Below are 18,398 nucleotides of genomic sequence, written 5' to 3' on the forward strand. Positions count from 1 at the left end.
CCTTTCGATGACCGGCCGCTCGGGGCCGGAACCGGTCACTTGAGACCGGCAGTTGCGAAGCCCTGCACGAAATAGCGCTGGCCGATGAGGAAGAGAACGACCATGGGAAGGGTGGCCAGCGTGGTGCCGGCCATCAGGAAGTGCCACTGGGGGCCGTTCTCCGTCTTGAAGACGGAGAGCCCGACCTGGATCACCCGCAGGCTGTCCGTCCGGGTCACCAGCAGGGGCCAGAGGAAGTTGTTCCACGACGACTCGAAGGTCAGCAGCGCCACGGTGGTGAGCGCGGGCTTGACCTGCGGCGTCATGATCCGGGCGTAGATCCGGAACTCGCCCAGACCGTCGAGCCTGGCCGCCTCCTCCAGTTCCACCGGAAGGTCCAGATAGAACTGGCGGAAGAGGAAGACGGCGAACGGGGTGACGGCGCCGGGAATGATGAGCGCCCACCAGGAGTCCAGCCAGCCGCTTCCGCCCTGGCCGAAGATGTCGTTCCCGCCGGCCAGCGGCATGAAGCGGACGATCAGGAACTCGGGCAGCACCTTGGTGTAGGTAGGGATCATCAGTGCGGCGATGAAGGCGTAGAAGATGACCTCGCTGCCCCGGAACCTGATCCGCGCCAGCGCGTATCCGGCCATCGACGCCACCAGCACATTGATGACGGTGTGGCTGAACGCGATGATGAAGCTGTTGCGTGCGTACGTCGCGAACGGCGCCGCCTTCAGTGCGTCGACATAGTTTCCGAAATCCCAGTGTTCCGGGAGCAGTCCGGCGTCCTGCGAGGCGATCTCGACCGGCGTCTTGAGCGAGGTGAGCACCATCCAGACGAACGGGGCCACCATCAGCAGTGAGACGACGGTGAGCGTCAGATAGAGCGCGATCCGGCCGACGGAGAGCGGCTTGCCCTTCGTCCGGGGCCGGGCCTTCTCCACAACCCCGGGCCTGTGAAGCTCAGTTGTGGCCACGGGTGCCTCCCATGATCCGCCGGTTGACCAGGGTGAAGCCCATCAGCAGCACGAACAGCACCAGTGACTGCGCGGAGGCGTAGCCGATGCGGAACTCCCGGAAGGCGGACTTGTAGATCTCGAACGTCATCATCGTGGTGCTGTTGGCCGGGCCGCCGTCGGTCAGGATGTAGATCTGGTCGAACGACTGGAACGCGCTGATCATCGACGTGATGAGCACGAAGAACGTCGCGGGCTTCAGCAGCGGCAGGGTAATCGAGAAGAACTGCCGCACCTTGGACGCACCGTCCACCGAAGCCGCCTCGTACAGCTCCTTCGGCAGGGACTGCAGCGCGGCCAAGTAGATGAGCATCTTCATGCCGATGCCCTGCCAGATGCCGACCAGGATCACCGAAGGCATCGCCCACGACGTCGACGACAGCCAGGCCGGGCCTTGGATCCCGAGGAACGACAGAAGTGTGTTCAGCAGCCCGTTGCCGGGGTTGTAGATCCACAGCCAGACCAGGGCGATCGCGACGGTCGCCGTCACCTGGGGAATGAAGACCGCGGTACGGAAGATGCCCCGCGCCTTCAGCCCGGTGTGCAGCGCCAGGGCCACGAGCAGCCCCAGCAGCATGCCGAACGGCACGGTGAAGAAGGTGTAGACGACGGTGTTGACGATGGACTTGCGGAACACCGCGTCGTCCAGCATGTCCCGGAAGTTGTCCAGGCCCACGAACTGCGGCGCCGTCAGCACGTCGTACTTCGTGAAGGCCAGAACCACCGACGCGACGACCGGCAGGCCGATCCAGAGCGAGGCATGCAACAGCGCGGGCGCCACCATCAGCATGCCGGCGCGTTGCCTGCGGCGCCCCGGGCCGGTGGGTGCCCGGCCGGTGCGCTTCTTCGCGACCGTGTGCTCGGTCGGGGAAGGCGGCCGCACGGGCCTCGCCTTCAATACGGATGTCGCTCCCACAGTGACGGGTCCTTACATCCGGCCGATGGCGGCTTCGGCTAGCCGGCCGAGTTCCGCGATGGCGTCCTTCGCCGACTGGTTGCCCACGATGGCGGGCTCCAGCGTGGGCTTGATCTTTTCGCGGATCTCCATCCAGGCAGCGGTGCCGCCCTCCGAACACGCGTCACCCATGCTCTGCAGGGAGAGATCGACGAACTTGTTCTCCTTCACATAGCTGGAGTCGCTGAGATCCTTCAGCCCGGGAACCGAACCTCGCTGCTTGGCCGCACCGAGGATCGACTCGGGCGTCGCGAGGTACTCGACGAGCGCACGGGCCGCCGCCGGGTGCTTGGAACTGGCGGACTGGGTGACAAGGGTGCCGCCCTGGAGCATCGCGGGCTTGCGGTTGGCGAGGATGAACGCCCCGAGCTTGTCTTCCTTGAGGAGTTCCGGATTCTGTTCCCCGACCTGCCTCCACAGCGCACTGGACGTCATCATCATCGACGCCTTGCCGGTCTGTACGTTGGTCGGGGCCCCGAGGTCCGTCTTCTTGGCGTAGTCGGCGGAGCCGTCCTTGATCAGGTCCTTGAAGAACTGCAGCGCCTCGACCCCGCGGGCGTCGGTGAACAGCACCTTCTTGCCGTCCGCGCTGAACAGCTGGCCGCCGTTGGCGAAGAGGAAGGTCTCCCAGCACTGGCGCAGATGGATGGAGAACGGGTCGAAACCGATCCGGCCGTCCTTGGTCAGCTGCTTGGCCACGGCGCGCAGTTCGGCCCAGTTCGCAGGAGTCTTCTTGATGCCGGCCTCGGCGAAGTGGTCCTTGCGGTAGACGACGATGCGGGTGTCGAGGACGACCGGCAGCGCGTACAGCTTGCCGTCGTACCGGGACGGCTCCAGGACCCGCTTCTCGTAGTCGTGTGCGGTGGCGAACTTCTCGGGCAGCTCGGCGATCGCTTTCTTCGCGGCGAACGGCGGGATCCAGCCCACGCCCATCATCAGCACGTCGGGCAGCAGACCGCCCGCGAGCCCCGTGGTGATCTTCTCGTTGAGCTGTTCGTACGTGGTGTAGTCCACGTTCACCTTGACGTCCGGATACTTCTTCCGGAACCCGCCGAGTATCTCCTTCTCCAACAGCGTCTTGCCGTCGGCGCCTTCGTAGATCGGGGTGAGCAGCGTGATCTCACCTTCGGCGGGGCCGTCGGCGGAGCCGGCCGCCGAAGTGCCGGTGCCGCACCCGCTGAGGGCGGCGGCAGCGGTGCCGGCACCGATGGCAGCAAGCAGCGACCGTCTTTTGAGTTCCATGGGACACCCCTTTTGAGGTGGAGGCGGTGGATCGATCCAGCGATGGCATCCCGGCCATGGCTGAGAAGCGCTGGTAAATCGATGCACTGATGCTAGGAACGCCTCGAGAGAGACGTCAACAGCTGATGCGCATGAATTTTCAGGGATGTTAACTGGTGTACCGGTGAACGGGATCAAGTAAATCGATACACTGGTAGGGTCAGACGCGTTCCGAACCGGAGGTGGCATGGGCGGGGTAACGATCCATCAGGTCGCGGAGGCCGCGGGGGTCTCCGCGAGTACGGTCTCCAACGTCCTCAACGGGCGTACGGACCGTATGCAGGCGGCCACGCTGGCCCGCGTGGAGCAGGTGATCGAGCAGCTCAGCTACCGGCCCAACCGCGCGGCCCGGATGCTGCGAACGGGCCGCATCAAGGTCATCGGTCTCATCGTGCCGTCCGTCGCCAACCCGTTCTGGGGGGCGCTCGCCCGTGAGTTGGAGGCCATCGCGCTCGCCGAGGGCTATCACGTACTGCTCTGCAACAGCGAGCGCGATCCGGCCCGCGAGCTCAAGTACGGCGAGGAGCTGCTCGCGGACGGGGTCAGCGGAGTGGTGCTCTGCTCCTCGCTTCCCTCGCTCGACCATGTGACACCGCTGCTCAGTCGCGGACTGAAGATGGTCGCCTTCGACCGCACCGCACAGGCGGGCGACCCGCCGTCGCTGGCCTCCATCAGCGTCGACAACGCGATGGGTGCCGAGCTCGCCACCCGTCATCTGATCGAACTCGGCCACCGCCGACTGGCGTTCGTCTCCGGCTCGGTCAACAGCGTCAACCGCCGTGAACGGCTGCGCGGCTTCCGGGCCGCCCTGGAGTCGGCCGGTCTCGACCCGGCCGACGCGATCGTCTGGCCCGGCGCCGACACCGCCGAGTTCGGTGACAAGGACGCCGCCGAACTGGGGCGGAACGCCGCCAGGGAACTCCTCGGCGGACCGCGCCCGCCCACCGCGTTCGTCGCCATCAACGACATGTGCGCGATCGGGATCTGCCGGGGCGCCAAGGACGCCGGACGCAGCGCGGGGCAGGACGTCTCCGTGGTCGGCTTCGACGACATCCTCCTCGCCGACCTCTTCGAGCCCCCGCTCACCACGGTCCGCCAGCCGCTGCCGGAGATGGCCGCGGAGACGTTCCAGCAGTTGCGGGCGCGGATCGACTCCGCGCCTGCGGCGGGACGGTCGCTGCTCATCCGGCCGAGACTGGTCGTACGGGAGTCGACGGCCCCGGTCGGCGTGGCCGCCACGGTCCCCGGGGCGAGCGGAGCCGGGCAGCGGGTGGCGGGCCGGACGGCATAGGGCGCCGACGCCCAGGTCCCGACCGACGCCTGCGCTCGCCACACAGGAGTGCGGCAGCGCCGGTGAGGCGTGGCGGGGCCCGGCCCCAGCCTGGTCGGCGCTGTCGGTGCGGGCGGGTCTGAGGTGAGGAGTTCGGCGTCCTCGGCGTCGGTGCCCTCCATCGCCTTGCGTGCCTCGATCGCCACCAGGTCGGTGGAGACCGAGCCGATCCGCAGACACGTCTCCATTGCCGCCACCAAGGCGTCGGCGGGCAGCTGGCGGTGCAGGAGCAGGACCTCGATCAGCATCCGGGTGCCGTCCCGGTCCCCGGCCTTGTGCTTGGCCGCGGCCCAGAACGCCTCATGGACCTTCGTGAACCCGCCCTCCGCGCGGGCCTGCGCGAGCCCGGAAGCGCCGGCGAACGCGCCCGGCTTGACCAGCAGGATCTCCAGGTAGTGATCCAGGATGTCGTGGTAGGTGTAACGGCGCGTCAGGCGCGGGTGGCGCGCCACCACCTGGCGGCCGTCGAACACCCACAGCTCGTTCCCCCGCAGCTTGACCCTCACCTTGGTCCCGATGAACTTCGCCGGCACCGAGTAGTAGCCCTGGCGCACCGTGATCCGGCCGTTGCGAGCGACCTGGGGTGTCAGGTCGATGCCGCAGTCGAAGTCGTCCCCAGGCAGCGGGCGGAGGCGGTCGCGCTCAGCCTCGAAGCCGAACCCGATCGAGGTCGGCCGACCGTGGACGTGCCGGGCGTCCTCCGCGACGTCGATCGCAGCCAGGCGCTCGTTCAGCTCCGCCAGCGAATCGACCTGCGGCGGCGGGACCAGGTGCTTCCTGCGGAACCGTCCGCCCTCGTGCTCCACGCCGCCCTTCTCATGCGCGCCGGCCTCGCCCGGAGCGCAGTAGAACGCTGAGAACTGGTACCACGACTTGAACGACGCCCACCTGGTCGACTCCAGCCGCGAGCGTCTGAACAGCACCTGCTTGACCGCGGGCCGAAGGTTGTCGTAGCGGATGTGCACCGACGGCACCCCGCCCAGCACTGTGAAGGCCTCCACATGCCCTTCCAGGAAGGACTCCTGCGAGGCCGTCGCATAGACGCGGCGCACAGCCTTGCCGCTGTAGGACAATCGCAGCGTAAACAGGACGCACTTGCGGCGCTGCCCGGCCAGGTCCAGCCAGAAGTCCGCGAAGTCGACCTCCGCCTCCTCGCCCGGCCGTTTCGCCTGCGGCGCCACACCCTCCAGATGCCGGCGGCCCTCCAGAGCCTCCGCCTTGATCTGTGGCCGCCGCTTGCTGACGCACTCCCAGACTGTGTTGTGACGGGCCAGCTCGAAGTCGTGTTCCGCTGTGAGACGCTCCATGATCCGCACGATCGTGTGCCGCTGCTTCGGAGGAGCGTCCAGATCCTCACGCAGCATCGCGTCGATGAAGACCTTCACCGGCTCCAGCACGCTGGGCCGCGGCGGTGGCGACTTCCGCTTCGGCGGCACCGGCGACTCGAGCGCGTGCCGCACCGTGCGTCGTGACACCTTGAACTTCGCGGCCAGCTCCCGGCCCGACAGCCTCTGCTCTCGGTGGGCCTGCCGGATTCTCTCGCACAACACTTCACGCGACCTGTGCACCAGCGGTCTCCCTGACCTGGACCGTGATCAACAGGCACTGCGTGACGGCCAAACGGCCCACAACCACCGATTCGGCACGGCAGCGGCCGGCGCCAGGTCGAGCCGCTTGTCCATGTCCAGGCGGAAGGTTCCGTACGGGTTGACGTTGGACCGGAACAGCGCGGTCAGGCCGCGCCGGTCCTCACCCGAAAGCCTCCATGCCCATGCCGGTTCGGCCAGCACCTGCTGGAGCAGCAGCGAGTGCACGCCCGTACGCTCAGATGCGATTGACGCGGTACACGTCCCGTACACAGAGGTTGAGGACCGTGGTGGCCACGATGGCACCGGCACAGACCAGGAGCACGGTCCGATCGGCCCAGGCATGTGCGGCGAGTGCGGTGATGAGGTAGCCGAGCGGGATGGCGATACGCTCCCCGACACCGTTGAACGAGCTCATGCGGCCCAGCTCCTCCTGGGGCACGTGCTGTTGGAGCACGGTGTTCCACGCCACGATGGCGACATCCAGCCCCACGCCCGCGAGCACGGCACTGAGCAGCACCCAGGGCAGGTCCAGGCCCATTCCCAATGCCGCCGGTGGCAGACAGAGCCCGGAGCCGGTGACGACGGCAACGGCCAGCAGACGGTGGGGCTTCCAGCGCAGGCACACCACCGTCCCCACAAGCAGCCCGAACGCGAACGCGCCCTGGACGAGCCCCCAGAAACGCGCCCCCGAGTAGTGCTCGGCGGCGACGACCGGGCCGAGGAGCTGAAAGCAGGCCAGCCACGCGGCGACCACGACCGTTCCGGCGGCGGTGTACGTCCACAGCCAGGTGCGGGAGCGGAAGCCGGACCAGCCCGCCCGCAGGTCGGCCAGGGCACTGCCCGTCGTGACCGGCGTGCCCAGCCGCAGGCCGAGCAGCAGGAGCGCTGCGACCAGGAAGGTGAGCGCATCCCACGACAGGGCCCACGCCGGGCCGCCGACCGCGACGATCAGACCTCCGACGACGGGGCCGAGCACCTTGACGGCATTGTTCGGAAGCCGGACCAGCGCATTGGCCTGCTGCAGGTGCTCCGCCGCGACGAGTTGCCCCACCACACCGATCGCGGCCGGCGCGGTGAAGGCCACGGCGACCCCCGACGCGAAGCCGCACGCGGCGATCGAAGCGGTCGTCGCATGATGCGTGGCCACCAGCACGGCGAGCACCCCCTGCGCGGCCGCGGACAGGAGATTGCTCAGAAACAGAATCCGGCTGCGCGACAGACGATCCGCGAGGACGCCGCCCGCGACGGTGAGGACGATCGTCGGTACGGAGTTGGTGGCCAGCACGACGCCGAGGGACCCGGCTCCGCCGCCCTGTCCGATCACCGCATAGGCGAGGGCGAGGGGAGCCATCGCGGACCCGGTCGCCGAGATGAGATTGGCGAGGACGAATCGCCGGAATGCGGCAACTTGCAGTGGTTTTAAGGGAGTTTTCGATAGTTCAACCGCGGCTTTCATCTTCCTCCTGTGGTCGCCCGGCGGGCACCCTATCCTGCTCCCGGAAGCAGTCGAAGCGGTGCGTGTACGGCCGCCCGCACCCGGGGCAGTCCGCCCTCCGCGGCTCCTGGGACCACCCCGGCCGGCTCGGTGCCCGGGGCGGTGGAGAGGTGGTACTGGTAGTCCCAGCCGGTCGCGCCGGGTCTCATTTCGTGCCAGTCCGCTGACCGCAGAAGGTCATCCCCCTGCCGGCATCTGCAACGCTTCGTCCAGCACAGCTCCGTCGCCGCTCACGTGCCCTGCGCTCATCACACGCGTTGCTCGGCCAGGTCGATCCAGTGCTCGACGTCGCCCGGCGCGAAGTGTCTGATGGCCCAGTCGGCCATGCGCAGACTCATATGCGCCCAGGAGGGACGCAGGACATCGTCGGGCAGGCCGTCCAGAATGTCGTCGAGGCGGCTCGTGACGCCCGGGGCCTGCTCGTTCGCATGCAGCCCGAAGCGCAAAGTGACCAGGTCGAAACGGCGGTCGCCCCGGCCGGCGCCGTCCCAGTCGATGACGCCGGTGACCGAACCGTCGAGGGCGAGCAGGTTGCCGTGGTGAAAGTCGTGGTGCACGACGTCGTGCCCGGGCAGTTGGTGTGGGTGATCGGCCCCGACCGACTTGACCCGGTGCTCCAGGGCACCACTGCGCCGGCTGTGCCGACGCAGTGGCCCGTGAAGACAGTAGCCGGGGCCGTCGTCGAGCAGATACAGGTTCATCAACGGGACATCCGTACGTCCGGCCAACAGCCCTGCCTGCGACTTGTTGAGGGCCAGCGCCTGATCCAGGCCATGGTGGTCCAGACACTTCACCGGCGTGCCCGGCAGGCACTCCTGGACCAGAACGACCGCGTGATCCACCTGGACGGCCAACTCCGTCGACGGGCAGGGATACGCCTGCGCGTGCAGTACTTCGCACACCGCCAACGGTCCTGCCCGCAGATCCTTGAGCCGCGTATCCGGCCGCCACTTCAGAACGGACCGATGGCCGTCGGGCCACCGCACGTACGCGGCACCGACCTCCCCTCCCGGACAGGGTCCCTCCACCACCAGCCGGACTCCTGCCTCGGCGTACAGGGTCTCTGTCACCCGGTCGGCATCAAGTCGCTCGGCGCGTGTCCAGTTCTGCGGAGATGTGGTCATCGGAGCATTCTCCGTCGTGGGAACCCGCCCCGTGGAAGGGGGTGCCGACGCCGCACCGCCGGCCCCGGACGGTCCGATGCCACGAAAAATGCCTTGCCCACGGTGCCGCGCCGGCCCCACCATCTGCCCATGGAATCGATCACCGCCCTACTGTCGCCGAACTCCGCCGCCCGCTCGGTGAGTGGTCAGCAGCAGCCCGGCCGACTGCGGAGACCGACTCCCGAACGCGCATGATCGCCGTCCTGGTCGCGGGACTTCTGGCCGGGTACGGCATTGCCATACCGGTGGGGGCGGTCGGGACCTACTTGGTGGGCCTCACCGCCCGGACGTCCCTGAGGACGGGGGCCTGTGCGGCCCTGGGTGTCGCAACCGCCGACGGTCTCTACGCGGTTGTCGCGGTGGTGGGGAGTTCCTCGCTCACGCATGTGCTCACGCCGGTCATGCCGGCCCTGCGATGGGCGTCGGCACTGGTGCTGATCACGCTGGCGGTCCGCGGCGGTACGGTGGCGATCGTACGGTACCGGGGGCGGCGGACAGTGGCCCGGATCGGGTCGGACCCCGTCAGTCCGGCACGGTCCTACCTGATGCTGCTCGGGATGACCATGATGAACCCCGCCACTGTCGTCTACTTCGCGGCGCTCGTGCTCGGCAGCCGTACCACCGCCGACGCCGACCACCTGGAGCGGGCTGTGTTCGTACTGGCCGCCTTTGTGGCGTCGGCCAGTTGGCAGCTGCTGCTCGCCGGTGGGGGAGCGCTGCTCGGCCGGGCGGTGACGAGCAGCCGAGGGCAGCTCGTCACCGCCCTGGTCTCCAGCGCCCTCATCACGGCACTCGCCGTCCAGCTGCTGTGACCGTGCCGGGGAAGGGGGACGGCCCTTCCCCGGCACGGCCGGCCAATGGCTCGACGGCCGCCTCAGTCCGCCCCGCCCCGCCTCAGTCCGCTGAAGCCGCCCATCCCTGCGCCTCGATGCCCGCGGCATCCCCGGACCGGCTCTCGTCGAAGACCGTCCGGTTGCCGTCCTCGACCCGGACGGCGTCGACGTACACCCCGCGCCCGACGTACCGCTGATCCGTGACGTACCGCCACCGCAGCCGCACCTCCTTGCCGCGCCATGCGGCGAGGTCCGCGTCGAGACGGTGCCAGACCCGGCCGGACCAGCCGGAGACCGAGCCCGTCGGATGCGGTTCGGGATCCGGGTGGTGCTGACCGGCCATCGGTACGGTGGTGAACGGCACCGCCTGCCAGGTCGCCCCTGCGTCCGCCGACGCCTCCAGGGAGAGGAAATCGGACCCGGGCTCGGTGTCCCACCAGAGGGCCGAGCTCAGCCGGGCCCGCGACGACGCGAGACGCAGCGCGGGCAGCGTGAGCGTGGCGCCGGTGCCGCTCGCCAGTCCCGAGAACCATGCCGTACGCCCCCGGGCGGGACGGACCGCGACGGCGCGCGCCATCTGGTTGGCGGTGGCGACGCGCGGCGCGCTGCCGGAGCGCCAACTGCGCACCGGATGCACCGAGTTGCCGAGGACGATCAGGAATGAGTCCGTCGTGGGGTCCAGGACCAGACTGGTGCCGGTGAAACCGGTGTGGCCCGCGGTGCGAGGGGTTGCCATAGCCCCCATGTACCAGTGCTGGTAGAGCTCGAAGCCGAGTCCGTGCGCATCGCCGGGGAACGCGGTGTTGAAGTCCGTGAACAACAGGTCCACCGATTCTGCGGAGAGAATCCTCGCGCGGCCGTAGATCCCGCCGTTGAGCAGGGTACGGGCGAGGATCGCGAGGTCCCAGGCGCAGGAGAACACTCCGGCGTGGCCCGCCACGCCGTCCAGACTGTACGCGTTCTCGTCGTGCACCTCGCCCCAGACCAGCCCGCGGTCGAGGCCGGACCAGGGGAGCCGGGCATCCTCGGTTGCGGCGATCTTCGGCCTCCAGGAGGCCGGCGGGTTGTACCGAGTGCGGTGCATACCGAGCGGAGCAGTGATCTGCTCACGGAGCAGGACATCCTCCGTGCGGCCGGTGATCTTCTCCAGGACCAGTTGCAGCGAGATCAGATTGAGGTCGGAGTAGAGGTAGACCGTGCCGGGCGGGTTGGCAGGCACCTCGTTCCAGAGCAGCTCCAGCTTCCCCTCCCGCGTAGGTGCCTTGTACAGCGGAATCCAGGCACGGAAGCCCGACGTATGCGTGAGCAACTGACGGATCGTGATGTCCTGCTTGCCGCCACCGGCGAAATCGGGCAGATACGAGGCAACCTTCGCCTCCAGCTCCAGCGTTCCGCGCTCGATCTGCTGCACGGCCAGGATCGAGGTGAACAGCTTCGACACCGAAGCCAGGTCGAAGACCGTGTCCTCGGCCATGGCGATCTGCTGGTCGGGCGGGAACTCCACCCCCGTGTCGGTCTTCTCGTCGTACGCCGCGTAGCGCACGGCCTTGCCGATCGGGTGGTGCAGTGCCACCGTGCCACCCCGCCCGGCGAGCAGTACCGCACCCGCGTACCAAGGGTGTTTGGGGGAGTTGGAGAGGAACTTCTCCGCATCGACGACCAATTGGTCCAAAGGCCCCTGCAACAACCCGGCGCGGGCGGCGGATCCGCGCCGCAGCGTGGGCCGGGCCTGTTTGGATGCCGCGCTCGTCCCGATCCCTGCGTGCATACCCGACGACCCCGCCTCCGACTCCATGGCCGACGCCCGTTCCGCGAACGGAATCGGCGCCAGGGCGAGTGCTCCGCCCAGGGCCAGCATCCCACCGCCCAGCCTGCGTCGGCTGATCCCTCTGCCGGCCGCGTCCTCGGTCATCCGGAACCCCTTCCTGCTGCGCGAAAGTAACTTTCGAAATTTCGTCCGACGATGAAACTTCCTGCCGCCGCAGAGATTACTGTCACCGCTGCTGTCGCGGAGGCCCCCGGCGTCACAAAGAATCTGACACTGCATCAGAAAATCTCTTCCCTCGGATGTCCGACTGCGGCATCCTGCGCCCCATGGAGACGGAGCTGAGCAAGAAACTGGGAGTCGAGCACGCCATCTTCGGCTTCACGCCGTTCCCCGCGGTGGCCGCGGCCATCACCCGGGCCGGCGGATTCGGCGTACTCGGCGCGGTCCGCTACACCGCCCCCGACGACCTCGCACGCGACCTGGACTGGATGCAGGAGCACACCGACGGCAAGCCGTACGGTCTCGACGTCGTCATGCCCGCGAAGAAGGTGGAGGGGGTGACCGAGGCCGACGTCGAGGCGATGATCCCGGCCGGACACCGCCAGTTCGTCCAGGACACCCTGGCCAAGCACGGCGTACCCGAACTCGCCGAGGGCGAGGCGTCCGGCTGGCGCATCACCGGATGGATGGAGGAAGTCGCCCGCAACCAGCTCGACGTCGCCTTCGACTACCCCATCAAACTCCTCGCCAACGCCCTCGGGTCGCCGCCCGCCGACGTCGTCCGACGCGCCCACGACCAGGACGTTCTCGTCGCCGCGCTCGCCGGAAGTGCCAGACACGCCCGCCACCACGCGGACGCGGGCATCGACATCGTCGTCGCCCAGGGATACGAGGCGGGCGGCCACACCGGTGAGATCGCCTCCATGGTCCTGGTCCCGGACGTGGTCGACGCCGTGGGGCCGCTCCCCGTCCTCGCCGCCGGCGGCATCGGCAGCGGCGAGCAGATCGCCGCCGGACTCGCCCTGGGCGCCCAGGGCGTGTGGCTCGGCTCCCTCTGGCTGACCACGGAAGAGGCGGACCTCCACTCCCGCGCGCTGACCCGCAAACTTCTTGCCGCGGGCTCCGGCGACACCGTCCGCTCCCGCGCGCTCACCGGCAAACCCGCACGTCAGCTCCGTACCGAATGGACCGACGCCTGGGACGACCCGTCGGGTCCCGGCACCCTGCCCATGCCGCTCCAGGGGCTGCTGGTCGCCGAAGCCGTCTCCCGCATACAGAAGTACGAGACCGGTGCGCTGCTCGGCACCCCCGTCGGTCAGATCGTCGGCCGGATGAACAGCGAACGCAGCGTTCAGGCCGTCTTCGACGATCTGACCCGCGGCTTCGAGCGCGCCGTGGACCGGATCAACCGCATCGCCGGACGGAGCGCCTCATGAACCGGCCGCCCAACGGCTTCTGGGCCCAGGCCACCGCCGATCCCGGCCGTACGGTTCTGATCGCACCCGACGGCGAGAGCTGGACGGCGGGCCGGCTGCACGCCGCAGCCAACCGCCTGGTCCACGGGCTGCGCGCGGCCGGGCTCCGACGGGGCGACGCCTTCGCGGTCGTCCTGCCCAACGGTGTCGAGTTCTTCACCGCCTACCTCGCCGCCTCCCAGGCCGGCTTCTATCTCGTACCCGTCAACCACCACTTCGTCGGCCCCGAGATCGCCTGGATCGTCGCCGACTCCGGAGCCAAGGTGCTCATCGCCCACGAGCGGTTCGCCCAGGCGGCGACCGCGGCCGCGGACGAGGCCAAGCTTCCGGCCGGCCACCGCTATGCCGTAGGCCCGGTCGACGGCTTCCGTCCGTACGCCGAACTACTCGAAGGGCAGTCCGACGCACCCCCCGAGGCCCGCACCCTCGGCTGGGTCATGAACTACACCTCGGGTACCACCGGCCGTCCGCGCGGCATCCGCCGTCCACTCCCCGGCAAGCTCCCCGAGGAGAGCCACCTCGGCGGATTCCTCGGCATCTTCGGCATCAAACCCTTCGACGGCAACGTCCATCTCGTCTGCTCGCCGCTCTACCACACGGCCGTCCTCCAGTTCGCGGGAGCGTCCCTGCACATCGGGCACCCGCTGGTCGTGATGGACAAGTGGACGCCCGAAGAGATGCTGCGTCTCATCGACACCCACCGCTGCACCCACACGCACATGGTCCCGACCCAGTTCCACCGCCTCCTCGCCCTCCCCGACGAGGTGAAGCGGGGATACGAGGTCACGGCCATGCGCCACGCCATCCACGGCGCAGCACCCTGCCCCGACCACGTCAAACGGGCCATGATCGACTGGTGGGGGCGGTGCGTCGAGGAGTACTACGCGGCCAGCGAGGGCGGCGGCGCATTCGCCACCGCCGAGGACTGGCTGAAGAAACCGGGCACGGTCGGCAGGGCCTGGCCGATCAGCGAACTCGCCGTCTTCGACGACGACGGCAACCGCCTGCCGCCCGGCGAGCTCGGCACCGTCTACATGAAGATGAACACCGGCGGCTTCAGCTACCACAAGGACGAGACCAAGACGAGGAAGAACCGCATCGGCGACTTCTTCACCGTCGGCGACCTCGGCATCCTCGACGAGGACGGCTACCTCTTCCTCCGCGACCGCAAGATCGACATGATCATCTCCGGTGGTGTCAACATCTACCCCGCCGAGATCGAGAGTGTCCTCCTCGGCCACCCTGCGGTCGCCGACGTGGCCGTGTTCGGCATTCCGCATCCCGACTGGGGCGAGGAGGTCAAGGCGGTCGTCGAACCGGCCGGGTCACACGGGGCGGGGGAAGCGCTGGCCGCCGAGATCCTGCGCCACTGCGAACACCATCTGGCCGGGTACAAGCGCCCCAGGAGTATCGACTTCATCGAGGAGATGCCCCGCGATCCCAACGGAAAGCTGTACAAGAGGCGGCTGCGTGATCCGTACTGGGAGGGCCACCAGCGGGCACTGTGAACCACCGTCCGAAGCCCGTTGCCCGCCGAACGCTCCCGGTCGGCCGAGGCGGCGGGCAGTCCTTGCCGCCGGAGTCCGCGACCACTCGCGCCCCTTCGTTCGTCCCGCGCCACGCCAGGGCCCTGACCACCGCGGTGGGCAGCGCATCCGCCTCGGTCACGGCGGCCGTCCTGGCCGCGTTCCTCCGAGCCATGTCCGGAGGAGACCGCGTTGGGGCGAGCCCGCGGATGGCACCACCCCGCGAACTGACCTTCGCGTGGAATTCTGACGGACAGTCACCGATGAAATAATCCTTCCCCCCCGCGTGACGTTCTGACGGTATGTCATAGCCGAAATTCTCGACGGGAACGGGGGGGAAGCGTCTGCGCCCGACAGGGTCGAGGCGGGCGCACCCAACGGCTCAGAAGCGCCGTTTCCCAGCAGGTGGCCCTGCGCTAACGTCGATGGTCGAACACAGCTTCGCCTTGCACGGCGCCGGCAGCACTCGCTGCCGCACACCGAGAGGGAGGTACCTGTGCGCGCACTTGTCTACCTGGGGCCCGGGTCCGTCGAGCTGCAAGAGCGTCCGGCGCCACGCATCGGCGCTGACGACGACGTAGTGGTGAAGGTTGTCGGCACCGGGATCTGCGGGACCGACCGCAAGATTCTCCTCGGTCGCTTCCCGGCAAGGCCGGGTGTGGTGCTCGGCCATGAGTCGGTCGGTCTGGTCCGGGAGGTGGGTGCCGGGGTGCGGTCGCTCGCCGTCGGGGACCGAGTGGTGGTCAACCCGACGCTGTACTGCGGTTGGTGTGCGCCGTGCGTGCGCGGGGCGACGAACTTCTGCCGGAACAAGGCGGGGACGGAGGTCGGCGTGGACCGTGACGGGACATACGCCGACGGCGTGGTGCTCCCGGAGCGGTTCGTACGGCGCGTTCCCGACGGGATGCCCTTCCGCAGCGCGGTACTCATCGAACCGCTCGCCTGTGTCCTCAACAACCTTCAAGCGGTCGATCTGACGGTCGACGACACCGTGGCAGTACTGGGCGCGGGACCGATCGGCGTGCTCGTCGCACTGGTCGCCGCCCGGACGGCGCGGTGCGTCATCGTGGCCGAGACGGACGATTACCGGCTGTCCACAGCGCGCGGCTTGTTCGAGCAAGTGGTGGACGTGTCCCGAACGGACGCGGCCGAGGCCCTTGTGAAGGCGTCCGGAGGCGAACGGCCCGGCGTCGTGTTCGACACCACAGGGAGCGGTCTGGAGGATGCCCTGCGCCTGATCGACGACGGCGGCCGGGTCGTCCTCATGGGCTTCGACGACAGCTACAGCGTGCCGCTGCGGCCGCTCCGGCTGACCAATCGCGGTATCCGGCTGATCGGTGCCGGTGACTTCCGCGGGGACACCTTCCCCGTGGCCGTCGACCTGGCGGGCGGTCTGGGACTGGAACGCCTGGTGACGCACGAATTCCCACTGGAGGCGTACGAGGACGCGCTCGGCGCGCTGGGCGGGGTCGGCCGCGACGGGACGGGCAGTCGGTACGACGCCATGAAGGTTGTCATCCGCTCCGACACCGGCCCGGCCGGCGCGGACGGCTGGCCGGTGGGCGCGTGAACGGGCCGCGGCTGGGCTCGATCGAGTCCGGCGGGACGAAGTTCGTCTGCCTGGTCGGATCGGCGCCCGACCGGATCGAGGACGAGATCCGCTTCCCCACAGGAGAGCCGGAACCGACGCTGGCCAGAGCAGTCGCCTTCTTCGAGGAGGCCGCGGTGAAGGGGCCGTTGGAGGCCGTGGGCATCGCGTCGTTCGGCCCTCTCGAACTGCGCCGCTCGCATCCCGGCTACGGACGCCTTGCAGCGACGCCGAAGCCCGGGTGGTCCGGAGTGGACGTCGCGGGAACGGTCGCGGCGGCGCTCCGTGTGCCGGTCGCCATCGATACCGATGTCAACGGCGCGGCGCTCGGCGAGGGCCGCTGGGGTGCCGCGCGGGGCAGGAACACCTATGTGTACCTGACAGTCGGCACCGGCATCGGCGGCGGGGCGGTGATCGGGGGACGCGTCATCAACGGACTGGTCCACACGGAGATGGGGCATCTCGGCGTCCCCAGGATACCGGGGGACGACTTCCCGGGATCCTGCCCCTTCCACGCGGACTGCTGGGAAGGCATGGCGGGCGGCGAGGCCGTCGCCGCCCGCTGGGGACGACCGGCGGAGGAGCTGACTGGTGAAGTGCTTCGACGCGCCCTGCAAATGCAGGCGGTCTACCTCGCCTCCGGGCTGCGCGACATCATCTACACCACCGCGCCCGAACGCATCGTGATCGGGGGCGGGATGGCCGTACTGCCCGGCCTCTTCCCCCTGTTGCGCGCGGAACTCGCCCGGTCGCTGGCCGGCTATCCAGGCCTGCCCGAGCATGCCGCCGACGACTTCGTGGTCCCTGCCGCCCTCGGCCCGCTCGCCGGACCGGCGGGAGGTCTGGTGCTGGCCGAGCGGGCCGCCGAGGAAGCACGTCACGCGGCCCGCGACGGGACGGCGCGACCGTCCGCGGACGGCTCGGGCACAGACGTACCACCGTTGGCGGCAGGGACCGCGTGAGCTGGGCCGCGAACGGGAAGGGTGGCCGTCATGACGAACGGTGACCATGCCGGCCTCGACACCGCGACCCGTGCGTGGCTGATGGAACGGGCGTTGCCCGGCCTGAGTCTGACGGGGGTGAGCCCGTTGCCCGGCGGGTTCACCAACGACATGTGTCTGGTGACGACACGACAGGGGGAGCGGTACGTTCTCCGTCGCTACCGATCCAGCGGGACCCGGATGCACCGCAACACCTGCGCCGTGGAGTCGGCCGTACTGGAGCGGGCGGCGCCGACCGTTCCGGTGGTCGACGTCGTCGCGTCCGATCCGTACGGGAACGCTACGGGCAGGCCCACGCTGGTCTACCGGTTCGCCGACGGCATCCCCCTCGGACAGGCGCTCGCCGAGGAGCCGACCGCAGCCGAGGCGGCCGGGCTCGGCTGCGCGGTGGGCGGGGTCCTGGCCCGGATCGCGGCGGTACGTCTGCCCCGGCCGGGCCCCTTCCACGACGCCACCCTCGTGCCGGCCGAGGCGGGTGACGAGGCGGCCGACCTGCCCGGTTTCGTCGAGCGATGCCTGGCCACCACCGGCGACGGCAACGCCTTGACGTCCGAAGAGGCCGACGCGTTGCGCGGGCTCGCCACGCGGACCGGGCACCGGGTCGCCGATGTGAGCGGGCACAGCCGACTGGTCCACTGCGATTTCAACCCCAAGAATGTGCTGGTCTCACGGGAGCGTGGCCGGTGGGACGTGGCGGCCGTGCTGGACTGGGAACAAGCGTTCAGTGGCTCGCCCCTATACGACATCGGCAATATGCTGCGCTTCGCCCATCTGTATCCGCCCTCTTTCGTGGACGGGTTCGTGTCCGGCTACAGGGACGCGGGTGGTCTTCTGCCGAGCGACTGGCGTGAACTCAGCCGGACCTTGGACCTGTTCACCCTGGCGGACATCCTGACCGCGCCGCCCGACGCCGACTGTTTCGCCGGGGCACGGGCGGTGTTGCTCCGCCACTTGTCGGACGAACCGGGGCCGGCGACGGAGCGTACCGGCTGAGCTCCATGGTGCGGTTCTTCGCCGTACCGCCCGGCCACAGCGCCGGAGCTCGCGCACCACCAGGCAGGCGTGGCAGCGCAGCGGGCACCGAAGGCAGACGGTACGAGGCTCCGCCGTCCGCCGTCCGCCGTCCGCCGTCCGCCGTCCCGGATCCCGCGATCCGGGGCAGGAGTCACGGACACCCCGAAGGCATCGGGCCCAGCCGTCAGTCTCCGCCCGATTCCCTTCACATACGCCTCCTCACGCGTGCCCGTCCGTCTCTTCCGTCCCACTCCTCATAACCCTCTGGCACACCGTCACTTTCCGTACGGTGAAAATGCCTTACTCCAATGCCTTCGGTAATTCCGCGGTCAGGAACGCGAAGATCAGAAGACGGATCCCCGATGTTCTTGGCCAATAAGCA

15 protein-coding genes and 1 pseudogene are annotated in these 18,398 nt (G+C 68.9%); 7 read left to right on the forward strand and 9 right to left on the reverse strand.

The features are described from left to right. Positions 1–35 precede the first annotated feature (35 nt). From NRF20_RS41175 to NRF20_RS41185, 3 genes are read right to left on the reverse strand one after another with little or no spacing between them, the layout of a single operon-like run. Positions 36–959, reverse strand: coding sequence for a carbohydrate ABC transporter permease (locus NRF20_RS41175; protein WP_413754215.1), 924 nt, complete (start codon positions 957–959; stop codon positions 36–38). Beyond that, positions 946–1,881 (reverse strand): carbohydrate ABC transporter permease, encoded by a 936-nt coding sequence (locus tag NRF20_RS41180; RefSeq protein WP_398629409.1) that lies wholly within the window; start codon positions 1,879–1,881, stop codon positions 946–948. The genes NRF20_RS41175 and NRF20_RS41180 overlap by 14 nt, the downstream gene beginning before the upstream one ends. A 45-nt stretch (positions 1,882–1,926) precedes the next feature. Next, complete coding sequence (locus tag NRF20_RS41185; protein ID WP_413754216.1) at positions 1,927–3,195, reverse strand: ABC transporter substrate-binding protein; 1,269 nt, start codon at positions 3,193–3,195, stop codon at positions 1,927–1,929. A gap of 226 nt (positions 3,196–3,421) precedes the next feature. On the opposite strand from NRF20_RS41185, the gene NRF20_RS41190 reads away from it, so the two are divergent. Continuing rightward, positions 3,422–4,525 (forward strand): LacI family DNA-binding transcriptional regulator, encoded by a 1,104-nt coding sequence (locus NRF20_RS41190; RefSeq protein WP_398629407.1) that lies wholly within the window; start codon positions 3,422–3,424, stop codon positions 4,523–4,525. Positions 4,526–5,046: 521 nt separating this feature from the next. Here NRF20_RS41190 and istA read toward each other — a convergent pair. The 5 genes and pseudogenes from istA to NRF20_RS41215 all read right to left on the reverse strand — a co-directional run. Then, positions 5,047–6,132: pseudogene (gene istA, locus NRF20_RS41195) on the reverse strand (IS21 family transposase); the annotation flags it as partial. Between the two features lie 27 nt (positions 6,133–6,159). Then, positions 6,160–6,378, reverse strand: a complete 219-nt coding sequence (locus NRF20_RS41200; protein WP_398629406.1) for a hypothetical protein — start codon at positions 6,376–6,378, stop codon at positions 6,160–6,162. A gap of 10 nt (positions 6,379–6,388) precedes the next feature. Next, complete coding sequence (locus tag NRF20_RS41205; protein WP_398629405.1) at positions 6,389–7,609, reverse strand: MFS transporter; 1,221 nt, start codon at positions 7,607–7,609, stop codon at positions 6,389–6,391. 29 nt (positions 7,610–7,638) lie between these two features. Continuing rightward, complete coding sequence (locus NRF20_RS41210) at positions 7,639–7,797, reverse strand: hypothetical protein (protein ID WP_413754217.1); 159 nt, start codon at positions 7,795–7,797, stop codon at positions 7,639–7,641. Between the two features lie 99 nt (positions 7,798–7,896). After that, on the reverse strand, positions 7,897–8,772 hold the full coding sequence (locus NRF20_RS41215) for a phosphotransferase (protein ID WP_398629404.1): 876 nt from the start codon (positions 8,770–8,772) through the stop codon (positions 7,897–7,899). 230 nt (positions 8,773–9,002) lie between these two features. Here NRF20_RS41215 and NRF20_RS41220 point away from each other — a divergent pair, with 230 nt between their 5' ends. Continuing rightward, positions 9,003–9,623 carry a LysE family transporter gene (locus tag NRF20_RS41220; RefSeq protein ID WP_413754218.1) on the forward strand — a complete coding sequence of 207 codons (621 nt, stop codon included), beginning with the start codon at positions 9,003–9,005 and terminating at the stop codon, positions 9,621–9,623. Between the two features lie 82 nt (positions 9,624–9,705). Here the strand turns inward: NRF20_RS41220 and NRF20_RS41225 are convergent, their stop codons facing one another. After that, on the reverse strand, positions 9,706–11,556 hold the full coding sequence (locus NRF20_RS41225) for a serine hydrolase (protein ID WP_398629402.1): 1,851 nt from the start codon (positions 11,554–11,556) through the stop codon (positions 9,706–9,708). Between the two features lie 182 nt (positions 11,557–11,738). Here NRF20_RS41225 and NRF20_RS41230 point away from each other — a divergent pair, with 182 nt between their 5' ends. The 5 genes from NRF20_RS41230 to NRF20_RS41250 all read left to right on the forward strand — a co-directional run bounded on the left by NRF20_RS41230 (position 11,739) and on the right by NRF20_RS41250 (position 17,995). Continuing rightward, entirely contained in the window at positions 11,739–12,848 is a 1,110-nt protein-coding gene (locus NRF20_RS41230; RefSeq protein ID WP_413754219.1) for an NAD(P)H-dependent flavin oxidoreductase, read from the forward strand. Next, positions 12,845–14,395, forward strand: a complete 1,551-nt coding sequence (locus NRF20_RS41235) for an acyl-CoA synthetase (protein WP_413754220.1) — start codon at positions 12,845–12,847, stop codon at positions 14,393–14,395. Before NRF20_RS41230 ends, NRF20_RS41235 begins: the two co-directional genes overlap by 4 nt. Positions 14,396–14,909: 514 nt before the next feature. Next, positions 14,910–15,983, forward strand: coding sequence for a zinc-dependent alcohol dehydrogenase (locus tag NRF20_RS41240; protein WP_413754221.1), 1,074 nt, complete (start codon positions 14,910–14,912; stop codon positions 15,981–15,983). Further along, a complete protein-coding gene (locus tag NRF20_RS41245) occupies positions 15,980–16,963 on the forward strand; it encodes an ROK family protein (protein ID WP_413754222.1) in 984 nt (327 codons plus the stop codon). Before NRF20_RS41240 ends, NRF20_RS41245 begins: the two co-directional genes overlap by 4 nt. Positions 16,964–16,993: 30 nt before the next feature. After that, positions 16,994–17,995 carry a phosphotransferase family protein gene (locus tag NRF20_RS41250; protein ID WP_413754223.1) on the forward strand — a complete coding sequence of 334 codons (1,002 nt, stop codon included), beginning with the start codon at positions 16,994–16,996 and terminating at the stop codon, positions 17,993–17,995. Positions 17,996–18,398 lie beyond the last annotated feature (403 nt).

The organism is Streptomyces sp. R-74717 (assembly GCF_047305335.1).
Classification (GTDB): domain Bacteria; phylum Actinomycetota; class Actinomycetes; order Streptomycetales; family Streptomycetaceae; genus Streptomyces; species Streptomyces atratus.